This is a genomic window from Sphingomonas carotinifaciens, assembly GCF_009789535.1.
GTDB classification, from domain to species: domain Bacteria; phylum Pseudomonadota; class Alphaproteobacteria; order Sphingomonadales; family Sphingomonadaceae; genus Sphingomonas; species Sphingomonas carotinifaciens.
On the sequence record NZ_WSUT01000005.1, the window covers coordinates 2,225,838 to 2,250,675 of the forward strand.

Here is a 24,838-nt window from a genome sequence, read left to right on the forward strand (position 1 = left end):
GCCCCGATGATGGGGGCCGCGCACAACCTCACCCGATCTGCTGGCTTTGCGCCGCGCTGTCGGGGCGGGCGGGGCCGAGGATGGGCTCCTCGCCCAGCGGCTTGTTCTGGAACACGGTGAAGTCGCCGCGACCATCGATGGTCGGGCCACTGGTCCAGCGTCCCTCCGGCACCGATCCGTCGGCGGCGGTGGCGTAGAAGTTGTAGTTGTTCGCCTGATCCTCCATCTCCTGCGGGAAGGAGTTGGGGACCGGCAGGTTGGCCGACGGGCCGCCCAGTTCCTCCAGCACCGCCAGCCACTGCTGCTGGTGCATGGTGTCGCGCGCGATCATGTAGTGGAGCATCTTCTTCATGCCCTCGTCATGCGCGGCGTTGAACAGGCGCACTGCCAGCACGCGCCCGGTGCTTTCCGCCGCCACGTTGCAATACATGTCGGCGGCGATGTTGCCGCTGGCATAGATGTGGCTCATGTTGAAGGGCACGCCGTCGGAGTCCACCGGCATCGCGGCAAGACCGGTCGACAGCAGGTTCTTGTGGATCATGCCCTCGATCGCGTGGCGGCCGTTGCCGCCGCCCATCACCGCGCCCACGATGCCGTCGGCGGCACCCTCTTCCTGCAGCGAGGCGGGCGCCTTGTCGAGGTTGAGCGCGACCGCGGTCGCCAGCATCTCGATATGGCCGATCTCCTCGGTCGCGGTGTGGAGCAGCATGTCGCGATATTTCGGCGTCGGTGCCCGGTTGCCCCAGGCCTGGAAGAAATACTGCATGCACACGCGGATCTCGCCCTCCACGCCACCGATCGCCTGTTGCAGCATGCGCGCAAAGGCGGGATCGGGCTTGTCGACGGTGACCGGATACTGAAGCCGCTTGTCGTGATAATACATGAATGGTCCTCCGCAACGTTTCACACGTCCGTGCGAAGGATAAACCGTCCACGCCAAGCGAAGTCGCAGCGCGGCTGCGTTATTTATCAGTAACGTAGGTCATTGATCTAAGATGATGTGGAAGATGTTCAGACGGTCGCACCGGTCCGCTCGCGCCGCGCCGCGACGCTGCGGATCGCCTCGATCATCCGGTCCGCGCCATAGGGTTTGGTCAGCAGTATCGCCTCGGGCGGCATGGCGTCGCGAACGGCGGCGGCATCGCCGGTGGCAAAGACGATCCCCGCCAGCGGCCGCACCGCGCGCGCCCGCTGCGCCAGCTCGATCCCGGACATGGTGGGCAGGTTGATGTCGGTGACCAGCACGTCGATCGGTGCGGTCTGTAGCGCGGTCAGCGCTTCCTCCGCGCTGCCCGCCTCGACCACGACGAAGCCGCCTGCCTGCAGTGCCTCGGCGGTGCTGGTCCGGATCAATCCGTCATCCTCGACCAGCAGGATGGTGAGGCCGTCGGCCAGCGGTGTCGCGTTGGCGGGCATGCGCGGGCGCTCGGCCAGGCGGCGCTGGCTCTGATTGGCGAGAACGTGGCGGAACTTCCGCGCCAGCGCCTCGCGCGTGTAGGGCTTGGACAACAGCTCGACCCCCTTGTCGAGCCGGCCGCCATGGACGATCGAATTCTCGGTATAGCCGGAGGTGAACAGCACCGCGATGTCGGGCAGCCGCTCCCGCGCCTTGCGCGCCAGCTCGGGGCTTTTCAGCGTGCCGGGCATCACCACGTCGGTGAACAGCATGTCGATCGGAATGCCGCTTTCGATCACGCTCAGCGCACTTTGCGCATCCACCGCCTTCAGCACGCGGTAGCCGAGTTCGGACAACAATTCGACCACGGTGGCGCGCACCGCATCGTCGTCCTCGACCACCAGCACCGTTTCGGTGCCGCCGGCGATCGGGCCGGTATCGACCGCAACCTCGATATCCTCGGCTTCCATCGCACGCGGCAGGTACAGCTTGATCGTGGTGCCGTGCCCGATCTCGGAATAGATCTTCACATGGCCGCCGGACTGTTTGACGAAGCCATAGACCATCGACAGGCCAAGCCCGGAGCCCTTGCCCTCGCTCTTGGTCGAGAAGAATGGCTCGAACACCTTGGCCATCACCTCGGCGCTCATCCCGCTGCCCGTATCGGACACGGCGAGCATGACATATTGGCCGGGGATCACCTCGTCATGCGTGCGGGCATAGTCGTCATCGAGATGCGCGTTGGCGAGTTCGATGGTCAGCTTGCCGGTACCCTCCATCGCATCGCGCGCGTTGATCGCCAGGTTGAGCAACGCATTTTCGACCTGGGCGGGGTCGATGAACGTGTTCCACAACCCGCCGCCGACGACCGTCTCGATCTCGATCCCCTCGCCGATCGCGCGGCGCAGCATGTCGTCCATCCCCTGCACGAAGCGGGTGACGTTGACGACCTTGGGTTCGAGCGCCTGACGCCGACCGAAGGCGAGCAGTTGCGCCGCCAGCTTCGATCCGCGCGTGACGCCGGCCATGGCATTGGTGATGCGGCGCTCGGCACGCTCGTTGCCATGCACGTCGGTGGCGAGAAGCTGGAGATTGCCCGACACGACCTGCAACAGATTGTTGAAGTCATGGGCGACGCCGCCGGTCAGCTTGCCGATCGTCTCCATCTTCTGCGCCTGGGCGAGCGCCACCTCCGCCTGCCGGCGCTCGGCGATCTCGGCGATGACGCGCGCCTCCAGCGTCTCGTTCAACTGACGCAACTGGGCCTCGGCGCGTTCGCGGTGGCGAACCTGCCGCGCCAGGATAGACGCCTGATCGCGCAGCGCCTGCTCCGCCTCGCGCTGCTCGGTGATATCGGTGTGGACGCCGACCCACTCGACCAAGGCGCCGTCCGCCCCGAAGATGGGCAGCGCGCGGATGGCATAGGTGCGCCAGATCTTGTCATGCCGGCAGACGCGGTGTTCGTGGACGAACATCGACCGCTCGGCGACCGCGGTCCGCCAGGCGGCGACGGTGGCGGCCATGTCGTCGGGATGGACCGCCTGCGCCCAGCCGAAGCCCTGATATTCCTCAAAGGCCTGTCCGGTCAGTGCCGCCCATCCGGGCTGCTCGCCCAGCATCTGGCCATCGGCGCTGTTGGTCCACAGCACGCCGTGCACCGCATCCATCGCCGCGCGGAAGCGGCCGTTGCTCTGTTCCAGCGCCGCGGCATGGCGAATGCGCTCGTCGACGTCGAAGACCAGGACGTGGAAGCCGAGAACCTCGCCATCGTCGCCGCGACGGGGCAGGTAACGGGTCTCGGCCCGGCGGATGCCGCCGTCGCGGTGGCGGATCGACACGTCGGCGACCACCGTCTCTCCGGCCAGGGCGCGGGCGATCAGCGGCTGGCGGACGGCATGACTTTCCTCGCCCAGCACCTGTGCGATGGTGCGCCCCACCACCTGCTCCGGCGCGATGCCGAGAAAGTCCTGATAGAAGCTGTTGGCGAAGCGGTACACGCCGTCGCGGTCGACAAAGGCGACCAGCACCGGCAGCGAGTCGGTGATGATCCGCAACTCGGCCTCGCTGTCCGCCAGCCGTCGTTCGGCCACGATGCGCGGCGTATTGTCCAGCACGGTGCACATGACGCCGGCGACCGCGCCGTCCTGATAGATGGGCGTATAGAACAGGTCGAACACGACCTCCTCCGCCATGCCGTTGCGGGTCAGGACCATGCGCTGGTCGCGATAGGACAGGACCTCGCCCTGGAAGCCGGCGGCGAGGACCTGACGGTTCCAGTCCCAGATCTCGGGCCAGATGCCGGGCACCGTGCCGCCCAGCGCCTGGGGGTGACGGGCCCCGGCGATCTCGCGGTAGCTGTCGTTATACAGCATGATGTGGTCGGGCCCCCACATCAGCACCTTCGCGATCGGCGAGTTGATGATGTTGGACACGGTGGAGCGCAGCGCCGGGTGCCAGTGCTCGCGCGGGCCGAGCGACGTCGCGCTCCAGTCGCGCGCGCGGATCAGGTCGCCGCATTCGCCGCCGCCCGGCAGCCAGTCCTGCGGCGCGGGCGTGGCCCGGCCGAGCCCGGCCAGCGCCGCGGCGATGGCCGCATCCGCCCCGTCATACTGGCCGCCCGCGACCGCGGCATCGAGCAGCCGGGCCGTATCGGGTGAAAGGGTGATGGTGTGCGAAGGGCGGACTGTCATGGAGGATCGCATGCTAAACCCGAGAAAACGTGTCAATGTAACCGGTCAGGCCGGGGTCGATGATGCGACGGGCCGGGGATGATGCGGCACCAGGATCAGCGTGCGATCCTCCACGCGCCAGGATTTCAACCGGGACAGGAAATTCATGCCGAGGATATCGGTCCGCCCGAATGCGGGGGAGACGACGACGGGTAGCCCCCCTGCGCGGATGGCGCCAAGCTGAAGCCGGGCGACCGTCGCCGTCTTGGCGCGGATCGTGCCGTTGGCGGTGTTGAGCAGCACGGGGACGAGTTCGTCGCGCGGCTCCAGCCCGGCGGCCGCGGCGGTATCCTCCGACAGGGCGGTCAGCGTCGCGCCGCTGTCGATCAACATACGGCGCTCCACCCCGTCGACGGTGGCCCGCGCCCAGAAATGCCCGTCCGGCGACATGCGGATGCGGACCTCGTCCCCGACCACCTGTTGCTGGTCGGGGAAGATCCGCTCGGTGATACGCTGGAAATAGGGGTCGAAACGGCCGCGCTGGTCGATCGCGATAAAGAGCACGAGCGCGACCAGTCCCCAACTGGCGAGGTTGACGATCGTGCGCAGGATCGGCACCCGCCGCACGATCACCCCGGCCAGCAGGACGGCCGCGAGCAGCAGGTACAAGGGGCCATAGGGACCCAGATCGGGCATCACGAACACGGGATCGGCTATCCTACGGCAAGGCGGCGGCTGCAGCGTCCATCAACAGATGGCGATGCGCCCCGCAAATGCCAGCCCTTGGCAGAGCGTACGGACCGTCGATGGCCGAAATCGTTCGTGGATCGGGCGCGATCAGCCCGGATCGGCCATCCCGATTTCGCTGGGGGCGAAACGCCGCCCGCCATACCAGCGCTTGAAGGTGCCGTCAGACTGAGGGAAGTAGCGATGGCCCTGATACCGGACCGGCGTCCCCAGCGCCTTGTACGTCGCCCACACGCCATAGACCATGGCGGCGAGCGCCAGAATCTTGATCCACTCCATGTTCGCTTCCTTATTATTATTCGAACAGCTTCCCGCGTCGCTTCGAAAAGATCAAGACGCTTGTTCGCGGGGGAATGGACGGCTGAGAAAGGGGGAGCCGGCAAGGCCGAAGCGCCAGGGCAGTTCGGCGGCCTTGGTGATGCCGATGCGCGGGCCGATGCGCAGGTCCGGCGTCAATGGCGCATCGACCAGATCGAAGGGCGCGGCGTCGAGCCTGTGGCCGTCCAGCGCACCGCCGATACCCAGGGCTTGGCACAGCCGGCCCGGCCCGGCGCAAAGCTGGCGCAGCGGCATGTCGCCGCGTCGGTCGGTCATCCGCTCGATGCCGTGCACCGGTTCGATCGAGCGGATCAGCACGGCGCTGCCGGGGGTGCCGCATACCGTGTTCAGGCACCAGTGCAGCCCGTAGATGCGGTACACATAGGCGTGGCCCACAGGGCCGAACATGGCGGCATTGCGGGGGGAGGGGCCGCGGAAGCTGTGCGAGGCGGGTTCGTGCGCGGCATAGGCCTCGGTCTCGACAATGGAGCCGCCGACCCCGTCCACCAGCAGCGTGACGCCGATCAATGCGCGCGCGACGGTGACCACGTCGCGTGCGAAGAAATCGGCCGGCAGCGTCATATCTCGGGGGTGCGCGCCTGCCGCCCGTCATCGCCGAAAACGCGCAGATAGCGCGCGATTTCCTCGGGCGCGCCGGTTGCCTTGGCCGGATTGTCGGACAGCTTGACCGCCGGGCGGCCATTGGCGCTGATGACCTTGGCGACCAGCGAGATGGGGGAAAGGCCGTCGTCGCCGTCCGGATCGCAGCCGCGAAAGTCGTTGGTCAGGTTGGTGCCCCAGCCGAAGCTCATCCGCACCCGGCCGTGGAAATGGCGATAGACCTGCTCGATGCTGTCGACGTCCATGCCGTCGGAGAAGATCAGCAGCTTCTGGCGGGCGTCGCGGCCTTGTGCGCGCCACCAGTCGAGTATCGCCTCGCCCCCCTCGATCGGCGGCGCGCTGTCGGGGCGAAATCCCGTCCAGTCCGCCACCCAGGGCGGCGCATCGCGCAGAAAGGCGGCGGTGCCGAACGCGTCGGGCAGGACGATCAGCAGATTGCCCTGATACAGCTCCTGCCATTCGCGCAGGACGCGATAGGGGGTCTGCGCCAATTCCTCGTCGCTGTCCGCCAGGGCCGCGGCGACCATCGGCAATTCATGCGCGTTGGTGCCGATCGCCTCCAGATCATTGTCCATGGCGAGCAGGACGTTCGACGTTCCGATCAGACGGTCCCCCAGCCCCTCCTTCAACGCCTCCACGCACCAACGCTGCCACAAAAACCCATGCCGCCGCCGCGTACCGAAATCGGAGATGGCGAGGTCGGGTAGTGCGCGCAACCGTTCCACCTTGTCCCACAGCTTGGCCTTGGCGCGCGCATAAAGCACGTCGAGCGCGAAACGTCCCTTGTCCGCCATCGCTGCGCGGGAACGCAGTTCGTTGACGATGGCGAGTGCGGGGATCTCCCACATCGTGGTTTCGCACCACAGCCCCTCGAAATGCAGCTCGAACTGGCCATCGACGACGCGCAGATCATATTCGGGCAGGCGGAAGCGGGCGAGCCATGCAAGAAAGTCGGGCGCGAACATGCGGTTCTGACCATAGAAGCTGTTACCGGCCAGCCAGATCAGTTCCTTGTGCGAGAAGCGCAGCGTGCGCGCATGATCGAGTTGCGCGCGCAGTTCGGCGATGTCGATATCATCGGCCAGCCGGATGCGCGTGGTGCGGTTGATGAGCGAGAAGGTGGCGCGTACGTCCGGATGACGCTGCCGGATCATCTGCAGCATCAAGAGCTTGTAGAAATCGGTGTCGAGCAGGCTGCGGACGATGGGGTCCAGCCGCCAGCCATGGTCCCAGACGCGGGTCGCGATATCGGTGAACGCCATGAAATTCTTGTCAGCGGATGCGGGCGGCCGTGTCCAGAATGAATTGCACAATGCGATCCGGCTGGGTTGCCGGGATCATGTGCCCACCCTCGATCACCTCGTACCGACAGCCGGGGATCGCGGCGGCGGTGGGTGCGCCGTCCCTTTCCGGGTCCAGCACCGCGTCCTGCGCACCGAACAGGATCGCACTCGACAGATCAAGGGTCGGGTAGAGCGCAGCCATCTCGCTCAGGTCCGGATTGGCATGGACCAGTTCGGTGGCCGCGATGTCGATCGTCTCCGGTCGCAGCGACAATATGCCGCCGCCACGGATGGCGAAGTCGTCCGGCGCGTGTTCGGGCATGAATGCCCGGCGCACGGCACGGCGGCTGCGCAACTGGAGGATCGGAACCGCGATGGTGTGCGCGACAAGGCGGCGAAGCGGAGCACCACCGCGAAAGAACTCCTGCACCACAGCCGAACCGAAGGGCTGTGGCTGGGTGAGCGGAGCAAGCAGCGCCAGGCCGCCAATCCGGCCGGGCGCGGCCAGCGCGGCCGCCAGCGACACGGCACCGCCCATCGAATGACCGACCAGCAACGGGCGTTCGATCGTGAGCCGACCTAGAAACGCCGCAATCAGGGCCCCCTGCGCGCGGAGCCCGGGATGCGTGCCGGGGGCGGCCAGCGAATGCCCCGAGCCGGGGCGATCGACAAGGATGACGCGGTGGGTGTCGGCCAGCCGGTCGGCAACCTCGTAGTTGAAGTTGCGCATCTGGCCGGCAAGGCCGTGGATCAGCACGATAACAGGGGCCTGGGCGCTCCGGGGCCCCTTGTCGACATAATGGAGACGCGCGCCCTCGACCTCGACGAAATCGCCATCCGGTGGCACGAGCGCTTCGGCGACACGACCGACATGGCGCGAATAGGCCGCCAGTCCCGCCATGCCGAGCGCTGCGGCGAAGCCGCCGGTGATCAGGGGACGGTTTCGGGTCATATCGGCGCCTTACCCTTCGACCCGGTGCCAGACGGGGCCGTCGGAGAACAGGGTCGTGGCCGACAAGGCCTCGCCGTCCAGCATGACCGCGGTATCGCCCCACCAGTCGGGTCGCCCGCCATCGATCAGCGCCTCGGCATGGCGAACCGCGATGGCGCACACGAAGCGGCGGGCGCCGAGCGTCCGGGTGAAGGCGATCACCCGGTCCTGCCGGGTGCCGGTGACGGAAAGCGGCTGATACCCCTTGAACGCCTGTTGGCGACGCAGATCGAGCAGATCGGCGATCAGCGCCTGCTTGGCGCTGCCGCGGGTATCCAGCAGACGCTGCAGCCGGACATAATCGACGGGGCGGCGGTTGTCGGGATCGACAAGGCTCAGGTCGCGGTCCTCGCTGCCCTGATAGCAGTCCGGGACACCGGGCACCGTGCAACGCAGCGCCGCCTGTGCCAGAGCCGTTGCATCGGCGGCGGGGGCGAGCCGCTGGACGAAATCGGCCATCGATCGGCGGAACTCGGCACCGGCCGGTTCGGTGAGCAGCGCCTCCACCAGCTTTTGCGCGCGTGCTTCATAGGCTTCGTCCGGTGCCTCCCAGGACGAACGCAGCTTGGCCTCGCGCAACGCTTTCTCCTGCCAACCCTGTACGCGTTCCGCAAAGGTGGCGAGGTCGTCGTCATCGGGCCATGCACCGAACAGCGTCTGGATGAGCATGTACCAGTCGGCCGGGTCGACACCCTCGGCATCCTGCCGGGTGAGGTCGCGCCATTGCTGTACCTGATCGCGCCACAGGTGCGGCACCGCGCTCACCACCGACAGGCGGGCGCGGACATCCTCGCCGCGTTTATGATCATGCGTGGCAGTGGTCAGCATCGCGCCGGGGAAATGTTCGGCGCGGCCCTGCATCCGGTCGTGGAACGTAGCGATATCGAGCGCCATACGCGCGGCATCGAAGCCGACATCGTTGCGCGAGAGCAGCCGCCCATAGCGGTAGAAGGCGGTGTCCTCGACCGACTTGGCAGCGATCGGGGCGGAGAGTTGCTGGAAGCGACGCACAGCCTCCGCCTTCAATGCGGGATCGCCGGGGCCCTCGCCGGACAGCCACTCCAGCACCTGTTCGAGAATGGCGGTTTCGCCGGGCGGGATGAAGCGCTGGACGCGCCGACGGGCCTCGGCCCGGATGGCTTTGTCGGTTGCCGGCGCATCGGGGCCATAGGTGCGGTACACCGGAAAGACCCAGAGCAGCCGTTCGATGGCGCGGCGCCACATGGCGGGCGTGTGCGCGGAGGTTTCGGCCGCGGTGCCGGCGAGCTTTACGAACGCAGCGACGCATCCGTCGAGTTGCCCGGAGAATTGCCAGGCGAGCATGTCCTGTCGCGCGCGCAGTTCCTCCGGCGCGAAATCCGCGCTGCCGCCGCTGATCTCGGACCATAGCGTACCGAGGGGCTCCGCGCCGTCCGGGTCATGGAGCAGCGCGGCGACCTCCTCCATGAAGTCATATCCGCTGGTGCCGTCGACGCCCCAGTCGGTGGGCATCGGCTCGTCGGCGGCGAGTATCTTTTCTACCACGATATAGGCGGGGCCGGCCGGAGCGTCCGCTGCGCGCGGCAGCGCGTCGAGCCGTTCGCGCAGCATACGGCAATAGCCGGCAGGGTCGGTCAGGCCGTCGACATGGTCGATGCGGACGCCGTCGATCATGCCCTCTTCGTACAGGCGGAAGTAGAGCGCATGTGTTTCCTCGAACACGGCCGGGTCTTCGATGCGCAGGCCGGCGAGCTCGCTGATCGTGAAGAAGCGGCGCCAGTTCAGTTCGTCGTTTGCGGTGCGCCAGGAGGCGAGGCGGTAATGTTGGCGGGCGAGGAGCTCGGGGAGGGGGAGCGTCCGTGCGGCGGCCTGGTCGTCGTCGCGGATGGGCAGGCGGTGTTCGCCATAGGCGACCAGGCAGGCGCGGCCGTCATGGCTTTCCACCGCGATCTGATCGTCCGCCAATACCTCGGCAAGCGGGGCGCCCAGGATCGGCAGGACGAGGCGGTGCGACCAGTCGATGTCGAAGAACCGGGCGTAGCGGCTGCCCTGTCCCTTCGCCAGCACGTCGTTCCACCAGGCATTGCCGCCGCCCGCGACGCCCATATGGTTGGGGACGATGTCGATGATGACGCCCATGCCGCGCGCGCGCAGTGCCGCGACGAGCGACCGGAACGCCTCCTCGCCGCCCAGTTCGGGGTTGATCCGGGTGGGGTCGATCACGTCATAGCCGTGGGTCGAACCCTTGGCCGCGACGGTTATCGGCGAGGCGTAGACATGGCTGATGCTGAGCCGGTCGAGATACGGAACCAGCGCCTCCGCATCCTGGAAGCCGAACCCGTCGTGGAACTGGAGGCGATAGGTGGCGCGGGGGGTCATGCGGGGGTCCGGTGATTTAGGGTGTGGATACGGGCGGCCACAGCCGGTCTGGCTAGCAGGGCGGGGGTGGTGTCGGGCAGGCGGCGGCGCCAGTTGGGGTGTTCATCGATGGTGCCGGGCAGATTGGGTTGTTCCTCAAGCCCCAGCAGATCCTCGACCGGGATCAGCGCGACCGGGCAGGGGGTGGCGGCGACGCGCGCGATCGCGGCGTCGACCACCAGTTGCGGATCGGTGGGCTCCGGCGCGTCGCCGGCACAGGCGCGCCACAAAGCGGTACGATCGTCCACGCGCTGCGCCATATCGGGTTCGGCCGAGCGGTCGGCGATCCTTGCCCGCCACGCAATGTCTCGGCCCAGCCACCAGCCGGCGACGGTGGCGATATCATGCGTGCCGGTCATCGCCACGGCCTCGCGGTCCCATTCCGCCGGAGTAACGAAGCCGCCATCCTCGTCGCGCTCGAACGGCAGCACCCGCATGCCGAGCAGGCCGGCCTCTGCCATGGTATCGCGGAAACCGGGCGGGACGGTGCCCAGATCCTCGCCGATGACGATCGCGCCGGCGCGGTGCGCCTCGATCTTCAGGATGCGCAACAGATCCTCAAACGGCATCTGAAGATAGGCGCCCTTGTCCGCGCTTTCGCCCTCCGGGATCACCCACAGGCGCTTGAGGCCCAGGGCGTGGTCGATGCGCAGGCCACCGGCATGGGCGAAGGCGCTGCGCAGGGTGGCGATGAAGGGAGCAAAGCCGGTGCGGCGCAGCGCAAAGGGGCAAAGCGCGGTGATGCCCCAATTCTGCCCGTCCGGCCCCAGCGGATCGGGCGGTGCGCCGATGCTGAGCCCGGTCAGCAGCTCGTCGCGGCGGCTCCAGCCGTCGCTGCCGTCGCCGGACACGCCGATGGCGAGATCGGCGATGAGGCCGATCGGCATGCCGGCCGCGCGACCGGCCTCCCCCGCGGCGGCGAACGCCGTTTCGGCACGCCATTGCAGGTAGAGGTAGAAGTCGATCGCATCGGTATGGTCGGCGACGAAGCGCGCGACGGCGGGGCCGCCCGCATCGTGAAACGCCTCCGGCCAGTCGCGCCAGCCGGTGGCACGGTCGCGCTGGTGGAAATAGGTGTGGAGCGCATCAAAGGTGGCGTGCGCGTGGCGTTCGGGCGTGCGGAAGGCGGCAACGGCCGCGCGGTCCTCCTCCGAGCGCCGGTCATAGTCGATGCGCAGGTCCCGCAACCGATCGGGGATCGCCGCCGACCAGTCGATCAGGTCGTCGCCATCCGATGGTGCAGCGGTGCCGGCAGGGGCGAACAGCACGTTGCGATACAGCCGGCTGGACGGTGCATAGGGGCTGTAGCGCGTGGCATCGGCGGGAAAGAGCGCGTGCGTCGGGCTGATCGCCACGGCAGCGGCGCCAGCCTCGCCGACCGCGCGCATCGCCTGCGCCAGCGTGCCGAAGTCGCCGAAAGCGCCGGGGGTCTCGCCGCGGAGCGAGGGCAGTTGCACCGCGGTGGCCCATAGCGCCTCCCCCGGAACAGCGGGGCAGCGCAGCGGGGCGACGGCGATCGTCCAGGTCTCTCCCCCGGCGAGCAACCGGTGATAGCCGGGCTCGGCGATCGGGGGCAGGGCGCCGTCCCCGCCGATCGCCACGCTGCGACGGATGCCGTCTTCAAAATCGAGTTCGCCCGCCAGCCCCGCCAGATGCGCGGGCAATGCGATGGGGCGACCGACATCCGCCGTGACGAAGGGCGCGGCATCGCCATTCGTGCGAAGGCAGGCGAGGATCGCTTCCAGCATCGCGTCCGAAACACGCTGCTGGCGGCCGTCCGCGTCTTCCCATTCGACGCACAATCCCGCGGCCTCGGCGCGGGCGGTGAGGTCGGTCATGCGTTGAGCCACGCGCCGAAACGGTTGCCCTCGGCATGCAAGCGCTCGCCGGGATGATCGGGCAGCGGCTCGGGCGTATCGGCAAGGTCGATGACGATGGTGAGCGTCGCACCGTCGGCGAGGCGCCACTCTGCCTCCACCCGTGCATCGCCCAGCGCCTGCGCGGCGATGCCCTTCGCACCGGACAGGCGCGGGACGATGCGGTCGCGGCGCAGGGCGAGCAGCCGCGTGTAGAGATCGCGCCAGGTGCCTGCGTCCGGGCCGGGCGTGGGGGCGGAGCGGCGGAAGGTATCCTGCGCATTGGGATCGGGGATACGCTTGCGTGCCTCGGGATCGGCAAAGGCGTCGAACTTGGCAAATTCCTTGCGCCGGCCTTCGCGCACCGCATCGGCCAGTTCGTCGTGGAAATCGGTGAAGAACAGGAAGGGTGCCTCGCTGCCCGTCTCGTCGCCCATGAACAGCAGCGGGATTTGCGGGCAGAGCAGCAACAGCGCGGTGGCGGCGCGCAGCTTGTCGGGGCTGGTGAGCAGGGTCAGCCGCTCGCCCATCGCGCGGTTACCGATTTGGTCGTGGTTCTGGAGGAAGGACACGAACCGGGTGGCTGGCAGATGGCCGGAGGGCTTGCCGCGCGGCTTGCCGTCATGATTGGGCGACCCCTCGCCCTGATAGATGAAGCCCTGGTGCAGGCAGCGGGCGAGACGCTGTGCCGGCTTGTCGGCGAAGTCGCTGTAATAGGCGCTGGTCTCGCCGGTCAGCAGGACGTGGAGGACGTTGTGGAAGTCGTCATTCCACTGCGCGTCATACACGCCGTCCGCCAATCGGTTGGTATCGTTATTCTCGTTTTCCAAGACCAGATGAACATGGCGGTCGGGCAGGGCGGCACGGATTTCCCGCGCCATGCGGTCGAGGAACGCATCGTTGGCGATGGCGTGCACGGCATCGAAGCGCAAACCGTCGAACCGGTATTCGTCCAGCCACATCAGCGCATTGTCGACAAAGAAGCGGTGAACGGGGTCGGCATCGACCGCGACCGCGCCGCCCCACGGCGTATCGACGTCCTGATGGAAGAAGGCGCCGGCATAGGCGCCCAGGTGATTCCCGTCGGGGCCGAAGTGATTATACACCACGTCGAGGAACACGGACAGGCCGTGGCCATGCGCGGCATCGACCAGCGCCTTCAACTCGGCGGGCGTGCCATAGGCCTCCGCCGGTGCATAGGGCAGCACGCCGTCATAGCCCCAGTTGCGGGTGCCGCCGAACGCGTTCACCGGCATCAACTGGATCGCGCTGATGCCAAGCGCGGCGAATTCGGGCAGGCGTTCCATCACGCCGGCAAAGCCACCAAGGACGCCGGCATGCAGTTCCATGACGACGGTTTCGGCCCATGGCCGGCCGCGCCAGTCAGGATGCTGCCAGTCATGGGCGCGGTCGACGACCACGCTCCAGCCGTGCACGCCGCCATCCTGAAGACGGGAGGCGGGATCGGGGACCGCAAGGTCCGGGTCCAGCCGGAACCGGTAGCGGGTGCCCGCCGGGGCCTGAGCCTCGGCGGTGAACCAGCCATCGTCGTGCCGCTGCATCGGCGTGGCATCGCCGCCATCGATTTCCAGCGTCACGCTGTCCCGGTCGGGTGCCCAGAGGCGGAAGGCGGCGCGACCGCCCTCCGTCGGCGTCGGTCCCCAGGCGCTCATTGCTCGTCCGGCTCCGACTGCTCGAAAGTGCTGAGCCAGGTCAGCAGAACCGCACCCTGCGGTGCGACCTCGTAGCTGTCGCCGATCTCGATCTCGCCCTGATCCGGCTTCGCGCTGTCGACCAGCACCATCCGCTGGGCATGGGGCGGCGGAAGCTGGAAGGTAATCGGATCGCCCGAGGCATTGAGCAGCAGCGACACCGCCTCGACCTGACCGTCCTCCGTCCGGCTGGCGCGGCGCATCATCAGCGCGCGGCCCTCGGGATTGTCCCAATCCTCCGAACTCAACTGCTTGCCCTGTTCGTCCCACCATTCGATGTCGTTGATGCCGTGGCCGGGCGTATCCTGTCCGTAGAGGAAGGTATTCGAGCGCAGCACGGGATAGCGGCGGCGCAACGCCGCCAGCCGGCCGGTGAAGTCGATCAGCGCCTGACCCTCGGGTGTGTCGGCCGCCTTCCAGTCGAGCCAGCTTATCTCGTTATCCTGGCAATAGGCGTTGTTGTTGCCGCCCTGCGTCCGCCCGAACTCGTCGCCCGCGACCAGCATCGGCGTGCCGAGCGAGGACATCAGCGTGGTCAGCATCGACCGCATGACGCGGCCGCGCGCGTCGTTGACCGATGGATCATCGGTCGGCCCCTCGACACCCCAGTTGCACGATGCGTTGTGCGAATGGCCGTCGCGATTATCCTCGCCATTGGCCTCGTTATGCCGTTCCTCGTACATTACGGTATCGGCGAGCGTGAAGCCGTCATGCGCGGCGAGCAGGTTGACGCTGGCCCAGGGGCGGCGCGCCCGGCGATCGAACAGGTCGCCCGAGCCGGACAGGCGCGCGGCCAGATCGCCGCGTTTGCCAGGCTCGCCCTTCCAATATTCGCGCACCGTGTCGCGGTACTTGTCGTTCCATTCGGCGAAACCGGGCGGAAAGTTGCCCAGTTGATAGCCGCCGGGGCCGACATCCCAGGGCTCGGTGATGAGCTTCAGCCGGCCCAGCACCGGATCCTGGCGCAGCACGTCGAAAAAGGCGGAGCCGGGGTCGAAACCATCCGCCTCGCGCCCCAGCGTCAGGCCGAGATCGAAGCGGAAGCCGTCGACGCCGAAGCTGGTCGCCCAGTAGCGCAGGCTGTCCGCCACCATCTGGATGACCCGCGCCTTCGACATGTTCAGCGTGTTGCCGGTGCCGGTGTCGTTGATCGTGTAGCGCGGATTATCCTGCACCAGCCGGTAGTAGCTGGCATTGTCCAGCCCGCGCCACGACAGCGTCGGGCCCTTTTCCGATCCCTCGCAGGTGTGGTTGTAGACCACGTCCAGGATCACCTCGATCCCCGCCTTGTGCAGGCGGTGGACGGCGCGGCGCAGTTCATCTTGGCTGTCGCTGGAAAAATAGGCCTGTTCCGGCGCGAAGAAGCCGAGCGTGTTGTAGCCCCAATAGTTGCGCAGGCCCTTTTCCTGAAGGAACCGGTCCTGGGTGAAGCTGTGGATCGGCAGCAGTTCGATCGCGGTCACGCCGATGCGCTTCAGATGCTTGATGACGGCGGGGTGGCCCAGCCCGGCATAGGTGCCGCGTTCGCGCGGCGGAACCAGTTCCATCAGCTTGGTCAGACCCTTGACGTGCGCCTCGTAGATCACCGTCTCGGACCAGGGGGTGTTCGGCCGCTTGTCGCGCGACCAGTCGAAATGATCGTCGACCACGACGCATTTCGGCATGGCGGGCGCGCTGTCGCGCTTGTCGAAGCTCAGATCCTCCTTTTTCGAGCGGATCTGATAACCGTGCAGCGCATCGGTCCATTTGATCGTGCCGTGCAGCTTGCGCGCATAGGGGTCGAGCAGCAGCTTGTGCGGGTTGAAGCGATGTCCCGCCTCCGGCTCGTAACGGCCATGCGCGCGGTAGCCGTAGAGAAGGCCGGGGCCAACGTCCGGCAGATAGCCGTGCCACACCTCGTCCGTGCACTCGGGCAGCGCGAAACGCTTCAGCTCACGCTTGCCCTGGGGGTCGAAGATGCAGAGTTCGATCGCGTCAGCGTTTGCGGAGAAGACGGCAAAGTTCACGCCCTCCCCGTCGAACGTCGCGCCGAGCGGGTAGGGCGATCCGGCCTCGAGCCGGTCGGGGAGTGCGTGCAAAGAATGGGTCTCCGGCGTTTAGCGTCGCGGGGATTCGGTGTCGTGCTGGATCAGGCCTGCTTGGCGCGGGGCTTGCGCGGCTTGCGAGCGGGGGTGGCGCGCGGCTTGGGCGCGGCGGGCGAGTCGGCGGGCTCGGCCGCGGGGGCCGTGTCCTGCGTATCGGTCAGGGGTGTGTCGGCGGCCGGGGAATCGGCGGGTTCGGCGGCGGCGGCATCGTCGTCGCCCAGTTCGAGTTCGGCCTGGGTCCAGTGGTCCCGGTCGCGGCCATGCGGCTCACCCTCGGCCTGCCACAAAGCATATGCGCGGTCGCGGACCTTGTTCTCGCGTTCGGCCACCCTGACGTCTCCCTCTTGCCGGGCACACGAAATGGTGCGCCACGGAAGACGAAACGGTGATCGGCCGTTTCGGCTCCGCGACGATCCGAATTTCTTTAGGGGGAGGGCGCGGTGCCCCCGGTCAGTGCGCGGGTTGCAACAGTGGGGCGCGGGCGTCGGTCATCGTCACGCGGCGGATCGTGCCGTCCGGGGCATAGTCCAAGCGGTCGACCGCGACCTGTCGTTCGCCGCGGAACGGGGGTGGGCTGCCCGGCCGCTCCCAGCGGTGATAGACGATCAGCCAGCGGCCGTCGGGCGCCTGCACGATGCTGTGGTGGCCCGGACCCTTGCGGTGCTTGTCGCTGGTCAGGATCGCACCGCGATACTTCCACGGGCCGGTCGGCGACGATGCGGTGGCGTAATGCACCGAATAGTCCGGGCCGTTGAAGCGGCCATGGCTGTACGACAGGTAATAGATGCCGCCACGCTCGTGCATGAACGCGCCTTCGGTAAACTCGGGCGGGTTGTCGACCGGCACCTCGCGCGCGACATGGATCATGTCGGGCGTCATCTCCCAGACGCGCAGCCGCGATCCCGCGCTGCCGCCGGCATAGAGATAGGCCTTGTTGTCCTTCGGGTCGACGAACACCATCGGGTCGATCGCCTCGAACCCCTGTCCGCCGGTGACGAGGGGGGCGCCGCTGTCGCGGTACGGACCCTCCGGCCGGTCGGCGACCGCGACGCCGATGCGGCTGGGGGTCGGGTTCTGCGGGCCGACCGAGTAATAAAGGAACCACTTGCCGTCGCGGGTGGCGACGCCGGGGGCCCAGAGGAAATGCTCGGGCGCGCCGTCATCGCCGATCCAGCGGATCTGGTCGCGGCGGATCAACTCGCCGCGGTTGCGCCAGGTCTTCAGGTCCCTGGACGAGAAGGCGCCGAAGCGGTCCGCAGCCCAGCTTCCGCCGGGGCCGCCGGTCGGGAAGACCCACAATTCGCCGTCGATCATCATCGCGTGCGGATCGGCGCCCTGGAACTGCGGATTGTCCGCCAGTGCGCCGCCCGCCAGGGTGAGGGCCATGGCGGCGGCGGCGAACCAGTGCCTTTTCTTCATCAGCATATCCCCAATGCCCGTTCAGAAGCGGAACCGGATGCCCAGCGAATAGGTCCGTTCCAGATAGACGATCTGCCGCGCATACTGGTCGCCCGCATCGTTGAACTCGCGGTAACGGCGCAGCGGGTTGCCGAGCAGGTTCACGATATCGAACGCCACGGTGATGTTGGGCATCGGCGTGACCGTGGTCGAGAAATCGAGCTGGCCGCGGCCCTTTTCCACGATCGCCCCGGTGCGCGGCGCGCCGTTGGCATCGACGTCCAGATTGACCTGGCCATATTCGAACACGAAGTTCGAGCGGTAGTTATACGCCAGTCGTGCCGAGAAGAAGGGACGTTCGTACAACCCGACAAGGTTGCCCGACCATTTCGAAACGCCGGTGAAGCGCAGCCCACGCCCGGCGACGTTCGGGTTGCTGCCCAGATCGCTGGCCAGGTCGCCCTCCGAATCGACATAGGTCGCGTTGGCCTGGACGCCGAAGCCCTTCGCCCAGTCGGGTAGCCCGTCTATGTCGAGGAAGCTGGTGAACTGCACCTCGGCGCCCTGGAAACGCGTCTGGCCGGTATTTTCGGGCAGGTTCAGCCGCGACGGGCCGAAGCCGACATCGACACCCTCGCGATTGACGCGCGAGATAAAGCCCTGTGCATCGCGCCGGAACAAGGCCGCGGTCATCGACCCCGCACGCGAAAAATACCATTCCAGGCTGATGTCGTAGTTGTTCGACGTCAGCGGATTGAGGTTCGGATTGCCGCCGCTGATGTTACGCAGATTGCTGTTGATGCACTGCGGCAGCGACGGGTCGGCCTGGCATTCGGGCGAGATGGTGGGCGGCGGGCCTACCGTCAGCGTCGGGTTCAGGTCAAAGAAGTTGGGCCGGGTGCGGGTCTGGTTGTAGTTCAGCCGCAGTTGCAGCTCATCGCCAAAGCGGAAGCGGGCGCTCGCATTGGGCAGATAGTCGGTATATTCGTTCCTGGCCGTGATCGGGTCGAATGTCGGCGTTGCCGCGCCGGAGGTCTCGTCCCGCACGAACCCGCTGATGCTGACCTTGGTCCGGATCGCCCGGATGCCGAGCAAGCCATCGACCGAAATGCTGTCGTTCAGATCGGCGCCGTACTTCACCTGCGCATAGGCGGCGAGCGCACGCTCGTTCGCCTGGAAGTTTTCGGTCGGATTGAATGCAGGCAATCCTTCCGGGGCGCCGAAATAGGCGCGCAGCTGATCGATATTGTTGCGGATGCTTTCCTCGGAAAGCCCGGCGAACGAATAGACCGGGAAATTGTTGTTGAAGCTGAAGGCGGGCCGCGTTTGCCGGACGGTCGCCGGCAGCGCGGAGATCGGGATGTTCAGATCGCGATACAGCGCGTTGGCGGGATCGTTGTTCAAACGATCGATATAGGGGGCACCGCGATCCCGATTGGCATCGCGATCATTGTAGCGCAGACCCGCCTGGATCCGCTTGATGAAGCTGCCCTCGTCGAAATCATATTGCGTGTCGCCGCGCAGCTGGATGTCCTTGCCGCCGACCTTCAGATGTTCCTGGAAGAAACCGCGGACATTGAAATTGTTCGGGTCGCTGGGATCGAAATCGACGAAGTTGAACGTCGGTCCGCCATCCGGCCCGTCGAACAACACCGTGCGCGTCGGCGAACGAGCGAAGAGATAGTCGATATTGTAGAGTTTGAAATCATAGGTCGAGCGCGTGTAGGCGCCGTCGACCGACCATTGCAGCCGATCCCTTTGCCATACCATGCCGCCACCGATCTGGTAGGTATTGGTACGGCCGGATGCCGACGTGTAATAACCATCGGGTATGCTGCCGCCGACAACGGTGGCGCCCTGCGCCACATTGGCCGCGCCGGGCCGGGCCGTCAGATTCTGCAACTGGAAGTCGGGGCCGCCAAAGATCGGGACGAACATCCACTGGTTTTCGTCGTGGCTGCGATACCCCTGGTAAAGCCCGTCGACATAGACCTCCAGTTCGGGGCTGGGACGCCACTGGAATGCGGCATTGGCCGAGGGGCGGAAGCGGTTGCCGTTGCTGGTGAAGCGTCCCTGCGCATCCGGGTAGCGGATGCCGGCGCCGACACCGGGCGCGCTTTCGGCCGTGGTGGTGCCGATCACGACCGATTGTTCACGGGTCGCATCAAGATAGTTGAGGCCGACATAGGAGGCGTTGACCAGCAGGCCCATCTCACCAATGCCGGTATCCCACCGGTCGCTGACGAGCAGATTGCCGTTCCATGTCGGCTTGCCCGATTGCTCCCAGTGAACGCCGTTGAGCGAACCCGAAACCTCGAACCCGTTGAAGTCGAACGGGCGACGACCGCGGACGTTGACCTGCCCGCCGATGCCGCCTTCGATCAGATTGGCGGTGCCGTTCTTGTACACCTCCAGCGCGGCGACGGTGCCGGCGGGAAAGTCCTGGATCGCGACGAAGCGGCCCTCGGCGGTGAAGATCTCGCGGCCGTTATAGGTGGTGCTGATGTCGGGCAGGCCGCGGATCTGCACGCCCGCCGCCTCGCCGGCGCCGCGCGTCACCTGCACGCCCGAGACGCGGGCGAGGGCGGCCGAGGCGAAGGTGTCGGGCAGCTTGCCGATATCCTCCGCGACGATGGCATCGACGATGCCGTCCGAATTGCGCTTGAGCGCCTGCGCCGACTCCAGGCTGCGACGCAGGCCGGTGACGACGATCTCGCCATCGTCGGCCGGGCCCTGCTGGCTGGAGGGGGCCGGGACGCTGGGATTGGCGGACAGGTCGCTGGGCGTGTCGGGCTTGGGGGTTTCCTGCGCCACCTGAGCCTGTGCCGGCATGGCAGCGAAAAGTCCGACAAGCATCGCGGTCGATGCGCGGAGCAGCGCCTTGTCCTTCATGATATCCAACCCCTGTTTCGTGTCCGGCATCTTTGCGCCTTTGATCACAGGCAATTACCGCATTTGTTGGAGGTGACAAGTGAGATTTGAACGGTAAGCCAAACGAACCACATGATAAAAATAGCGCGTCGGCTTGTAAGACAATTCGGGATGGGGCTAGACCCGCGGCAGAGAGCAAAAGCAGGAGAGGATCGATGAAGCTGATCGTCACGATGATGACGGGGCTTGCCACCAGCGCGTTGCTGGTCGCCGTGCCCGCCGAGGCGCGGGGCCGGTGGACGGAGGCGCAGGCGAACGCCTGGTACGCGAAACAGCCCTGGCTGGTCGGTGCCAATTTCGCACCCGCCAATGCGATCAACCAGTTCGAGATGTGGCAGGCCGAAACCTGGGACCCCAAGCGGATCGATTACGAACTGGGGCTGGCACAGGGCATCGGCATGAACACGATGCGCGTGTTCCTGCACGATCAGCTATGGACCAAGGACCCGGAGGGGTTCCGCCAGCGCATCGACGCGTTCCTGACCATCGCGCAGCGGCACAATATCAAGCCGCTGTTCGTGCTGTTCGACAGTTGCTGGGACCCGAACCCGGTGGCGGGGCCGCAGCATCCGCCGATACCGGGCGTGCACAATTCCGGCTGGGTCCAGTCGCCCGGCATGGCGGGCCTGCGCGACCGCGCCGGCTGGCCGCGCTACAAGGCCTATGTGCAAGGGGTGATCGGCGCCTTTGCCAACGATCCTCGCGTGCTGGGCTGGGACCTGTGGAACGAGCCCGACAACGGCGCCGACCAGTATAAGGGACAGGAGGGCAAGGAGCCGCTGGTCCGCGCGCTATTGGCGCAGGTGTTCGACTGGGCGCGCGCCGCCGATCCGTCGCAGCCGCTGACGTCGGGCGTGTGGATCGGCGACGACTGGACGCCGGGCGGGCGCGGCTCGCCGATGGAGAAGCTGCAACTGGGACAGTCCGACGTCATCTCGTTCCACGATTACAGCTGGCCGGAAACGTTCGAGCGGCGGGTGCGGCAGTTGCTGCCCTATAATCGGCCGCTGCTGTGCACCGAATATATGGCGCGGGGGAACGGATCGACCTTCGACAACAGCCTGCCGATCGGCAAGCGCTACAATGTCGCGATGATGAACTGGGGCTTTGTCGACGGCAAGACGCAGACGCGCCTGCCCTGGGACAGTTGGAAGAAGCCCTATACGCAGGACGAGCCGACCATCTGGTTCCACGAGGTTTTCCGCGGCGATGGCACGCCGTACCGGGCGGCGGAGACGGACCTGATCCGGCGGCTGAGCGCGGCGCCCAAGGGCGTGGTGCCGGCGGCGGCTGCCGCAGATGCACCGCCGCCGCGGCGCGCGCGGCGGTGATCGGGGCGAGGGGGGGCTCGATCCGGATGACCCCGGGTTGATCCACCCTCGTTCGTATCGCGGCGACGTATCGAACGACACGTCGCCGCCTCGCCCGGCGGGACGGCCTGACTCAGCGGGGGAAGCGGGATCGGCATCGACCGGCCTTCGCGCCTGCTGAGACAAAAGGAATGTGCGCAGGCGCGTACAGGGTGCTGATCGGTGAACCGCGCAGACTTGCACGTTCATCGTCCGGGGCGCGAAGGCGATGTCCCACCGCATCCTGAGACGCACGCCTCCCAACTCCCGCGCCCATCGCGAGGACGGGGATGGTCGTTCCGGACAGAGAGTGGCCGTTGGCTCCGTGCACCCGCATGTCGATCGGCGTCGCGCGTGGTGGTGATCGGTGCCTCTGAAATTCCCAACGGACCAGATCGGGCCGACCATCGAAGAAAAGCGCATGGCCAAATCATCGCCCTTCCATCCGGGCCGAACCCCTTGTCACTGATGTCGGAGGCAATTTTTATCCAAAGGGCACCCCCAAGAATTTCTACGGATCATCCCCCGCTTTGATGGATTATGGCACCGGTCAGGGACCGTCCCACCAAACAAGAAAAACAAGGGGTTGATAGTGCTGCTTTTCTGCACATCGCTGCTCGCCACCAGTTCCGCGCTCGCCCTTGCCGCACAGGCGGCGCCGCCTGCGCAGGAAGCGCAGGCCGCACCCGTCGCCGATGCCGCGACGCCGGAAGAGGAGGGCGACGTCATCGTCGTCACCGGTACGCGTGCCGAGGGGCGCACGCGGCTGGACAGCGCCTCGCCGGTCGATGTGCTGAGCGGCGCCAGCCTGCAGCGCCAGGGCACGACCGAGCTGGCCACCGCGCTGTCGGCGGTCGCCCCGTCGATCGATTTCCCGCGGCCTGCCGCCAATGACGGCACCGACGCGATCCGCCCGGCGACGCTGCGCGGCCTGTCGCCGGACCAGACCCTGGTGCTGATCAACGGCATTCGCGGCCATACCTCGGCCCTGCTCAACACCAACGGCACCGTGGGTCGGGGATCGGCGGCGGTCGACCTCAACACCATCCCGACCGTGGCGCTCGACCGGATCGAGGTGCTGCGCGACGGCGCCTCCGCGCAATATGGCTCGGACGCGATCGCCGGGGTCGTCAACCTGCGCCTGCGCGAAGCACGGTCGGGCGGCGGCGCGCAGGTCAATTACGGATTCTACAACACCGACGTGGACACCGCGAATGGCCGGCGCTCGGTGACGGGCGAGAACGCGGTCACCGCCTCGCTATGGCAGGGGATCGGGTTCGGCGAAGACGGTTTCCTGACCGTTTCCGGCGAATATCTGAAGCGCAGCCCGACCAACCGTGCGGACTTCGACCGGCGCGTGACGCCCAACCGCATCACCGGTCGTTACGGCGACCCGGAAGTCGAGCAGTATACCGGCTTCGTCAACGCGGGCACCTCGCTGACCGACGACTGGAGCCTGTACGCGTTCGGCGGTTACCAGGACCGCGACACGCGCAGCGCGGCCTTCCCGCGGCTGGCCAGTGCCACGACCGCTCTGGCGGGGTATCCCAACGGCTTCCTGCCGATCATCAACACCAAGGTGCAGGACCTGAACTCGGCCGCGGGTCTGCGCGGCAATCTCGGTGGGTTCGATGTCGACCTGTCGTTCAGCTATGGCCGGAACAAGATCGGCTTCCGCACGCTCAATTCGGCCAACTACGCCTATGGCAGCGCGACGCCGCGCGACTTCAGCGACGGGGCGCTGATCTACGACCAGTATATCGTCGGGCTGGACGCGACGCGCCGCTTCGACGTGTTCCAGTCGCTCAACGTCGCCTTCGGCCTGGAAGGCCGCCGCGAGGGATACAAGATCCAGGCGGGCGAGCAGGCCTCCTATGGCTATCCGCCGGCGGGGACGGTGACGGGGGCCGCGGCCAACGCGGCGCCCGGTGCGCAAGGGTTTGGCGGCTTCTCGCCGCTCAACGAGACCGAGCGCAGCCGCCGCAACGTCAGCGCCTATGTCGATATCGAGGCACAGGTGACCGACAAGTTCCTGGCCGGGCTTGCGGGCCGCGTCGAGGACTATTCCGACTTCGGCAGCACGGTAAACGGCAAGCTGTCGCTGCGCTACGACGTGGCCGACTGGTTCGCGCTGCGCGGCACCGCCTCCACCGGCTTCCGTGCGCCGTCGCTCCAGCAGCAATATTTCACCCAGATCGCGCAGGTGGTGCAGAACGGCGTGCCGGTCCAGACCGGCACCTATCCCTCGGTCAGCGCGGTCGGCACCGCGCTCGGCGGCCTGCCGCTGGAGCCGGAAAAGTCGACCAACCTGTCGGTCGGCACCGTGATCCGCTCCGGCGGGTTCGACCTGACGGTGGATGCCTATCGCATCCATATCCGCAACCAGATCGGCCTGTCGGAGAATATCTCCGCAGGTACGCCCGGCACCGCTACCTATAATCCGCAGGTTGCCGCATTGCTGCCGGCTGACGTCTCGGCGGCACGCTTCTTCATCAACGGTCTGGCGACGACGACCAAGGGCATCGACGTGGTCGCGCATTATCGGTGGCGGACCGCAGGGGCGGGCGCGTTCGACTTCACGCTGGCCGGCAACATCAACGACGTGAAGGTCACGCGCGTGCCGACCAGCACTGCGACGCTGAACCCCGCGCCGACGCTGTTCGCGCGCAGTCGCATCCTGACGCTGGAGGACGGCACCCCGCAGCAGAAGGTGACGGGCACGGTCGACTGGTCGCTGGACCGGCTGGGGGCGCTCGCCCGCGTCACCTATTACGGCAACGTCAATCAGGCGGGCACCACCCCGGCGGCGGACGTGTTCACCGGCAACCGCGCGATCACCGACCTGGAACTGCGCTATGCCGCGACCAAGGGCGCGCAGATCGGCCTGGGCGTCAGCAACCTGTTCGACGTCTATCCGCGTGAAACGCCGCTCGCCAACAATCCCAGCGGCGTGCTCGGCTTCCCCTATTATTCGCCCTTCGGCTTCAACGGGCGGTATCTTTACGCACGGCTGGGCCTGAACTGGTAATCGTCGAAACGACGAAGCGCGCCACACCGGCCGGGTGTCGCGCGCTTCGCGTGTTTCC

16 protein-coding genes are annotated in these 24,838 nt (G+C 66.9%); 2 read left to right on the plus strand and 14 right to left on the minus strand.

The genetic code is table 11. The annotated features are described in order from the left end of the window. Window positions 1-28: 28 nt before the first annotated feature. From GQR91_RS12595 to GQR91_RS12660, 14 genes are all read right to left on the minus strand, one after another. Complete coding sequence (locus tag GQR91_RS12595) at window positions 29-883, minus strand: manganese catalase family protein (protein WP_164727752.1); 855 nt, start codon at window positions 881-883, stop codon at window positions 29-31. 128 nt (window positions 884-1,011) lie between these two features. After that, the gene (locus GQR91_RS12600) at window positions 1,012-4,086 is read right to left on the minus strand and encodes a hybrid sensor histidine kinase/response regulator (RefSeq protein WP_149683505.1); all 3,075 of its coding nucleotides are present in this window, start codon (window positions 4,084-4,086) and stop codon (window positions 1,012-1,014) included. 45 nt (window positions 4,087-4,131) lie between these two features. Then, window positions 4,132-4,761 carry a retropepsin-like aspartic protease family protein gene (locus tag GQR91_RS12605; RefSeq protein ID WP_112383977.1) on the minus strand — a complete coding sequence of 210 codons (630 nt, stop codon included), beginning with the start codon at window positions 4,759-4,761 and terminating at the stop codon, window positions 4,132-4,134. A gap of 141 nt (window positions 4,762-4,902) precedes the next feature. Beyond that, window positions 4,903-5,091 (minus strand): hypothetical protein, encoded by a 189-nt coding sequence (locus GQR91_RS12610; protein WP_112383971.1) that lies wholly within the window; start codon window positions 5,089-5,091, stop codon window positions 4,903-4,905. 51 nt (window positions 5,092-5,142) lie between these two features. Continuing rightward, window positions 5,143-5,712, minus strand: a complete 570-nt coding sequence (locus GQR91_RS12615) for a DNA-3-methyladenine glycosylase (RefSeq protein ID WP_149683506.1) — start codon at window positions 5,710-5,712, stop codon at window positions 5,143-5,145. Then, on the minus strand, window positions 5,709-7,013 hold the full coding sequence (gene pncB, locus GQR91_RS12620) for a nicotinate phosphoribosyltransferase (protein WP_149683507.1): 1,305 nt from the start codon (window positions 7,011-7,013) through the stop codon (window positions 5,709-5,711). Before pncB ends, GQR91_RS12615 begins: the two co-directional genes overlap by 4 nt. Window positions 7,014-7,023: 10 nt before the next feature. Continuing rightward, on the minus strand, window positions 7,024-7,986 hold the full coding sequence (locus GQR91_RS12625) for an alpha/beta fold hydrolase (RefSeq protein WP_149683508.1): 963 nt from the start codon (window positions 7,984-7,986) through the stop codon (window positions 7,024-7,026). A gap of 9 nt (window positions 7,987-7,995) precedes the next feature. After that, on the minus strand, window positions 7,996-10,383 hold the full coding sequence (gene treY / locus GQR91_RS12630) for a malto-oligosyltrehalose synthase (RefSeq protein WP_149683509.1): 2,388 nt from the start codon (window positions 10,381-10,383) through the stop codon (window positions 7,996-7,998). Beyond that, on the minus strand, window positions 10,380-12,260 hold the full coding sequence (gene malQ / locus GQR91_RS12635) for a 4-alpha-glucanotransferase (protein ID WP_149683510.1): 1,881 nt from the start codon (window positions 12,258-12,260) through the stop codon (window positions 10,380-10,382). The genes treY and malQ overlap by 4 nt, the downstream gene beginning before the upstream one ends. Further along, the gene (gene treZ / locus GQR91_RS12640; RefSeq protein ID WP_149683511.1) at window positions 12,257-13,951 is read right to left on the minus strand and encodes a malto-oligosyltrehalose trehalohydrolase; all 1,695 of its coding nucleotides are present in this window, start codon (window positions 13,949-13,951) and stop codon (window positions 12,257-12,259) included. The genes malQ and treZ overlap by 4 nt, the downstream gene beginning before the upstream one ends. Then, window positions 13,948-16,068 carry a glycogen debranching protein GlgX gene (glgX, locus tag GQR91_RS12645; RefSeq protein WP_149683512.1) on the minus strand — a complete coding sequence of 707 codons (2,121 nt, stop codon included), beginning with the start codon at window positions 16,066-16,068 and terminating at the stop codon, window positions 13,948-13,950. The genes treZ and glgX overlap by 4 nt, the downstream gene beginning before the upstream one ends. A 50-nt stretch (window positions 16,069-16,118) precedes the next feature. Further along, a complete protein-coding gene (locus GQR91_RS19320) occupies window positions 16,119-16,403 on the minus strand; it encodes a DUF2934 domain-containing protein (RefSeq protein WP_211368606.1) in 285 nt (94 codons plus the stop codon). Window positions 16,404-16,524: 121 nt separating this feature from the next. Beyond that, window positions 16,525-17,493 carry a family 43 glycosylhydrolase gene (locus GQR91_RS12655; RefSeq protein ID WP_149683513.1) on the minus strand — a complete coding sequence of 323 codons (969 nt, stop codon included), beginning with the start codon at window positions 17,491-17,493 and terminating at the stop codon, window positions 16,525-16,527. A 21-nt stretch (window positions 17,494-17,514) separates the two neighbouring features. Next, a complete protein-coding gene (locus GQR91_RS12660; RefSeq protein ID WP_149683514.1) occupies window positions 17,515-20,394 on the minus strand; it encodes a TonB-dependent receptor in 2,880 nt (959 codons plus the stop codon). A gap of 164 nt (window positions 20,395-20,558) precedes the next feature. Between GQR91_RS12660 and GQR91_RS12665 the strand changes: the two genes are divergently transcribed. Beyond that, window positions 20,559-21,734, plus strand: coding sequence for a glycoside hydrolase 5 family protein (locus tag GQR91_RS12665; protein WP_149683515.1), 1,176 nt, complete (start codon window positions 20,559-20,561; stop codon window positions 21,732-21,734). 610 nt (window positions 21,735-22,344) lie between these two features. Further along, window positions 22,345-24,780, plus strand: coding sequence for a TonB-dependent receptor plug domain-containing protein (locus tag GQR91_RS12670; protein ID WP_375781565.1), 2,436 nt, complete (start codon window positions 22,345-22,347; stop codon window positions 24,778-24,780). Window positions 24,781-24,838: the final 58 nt, after the last annotated feature.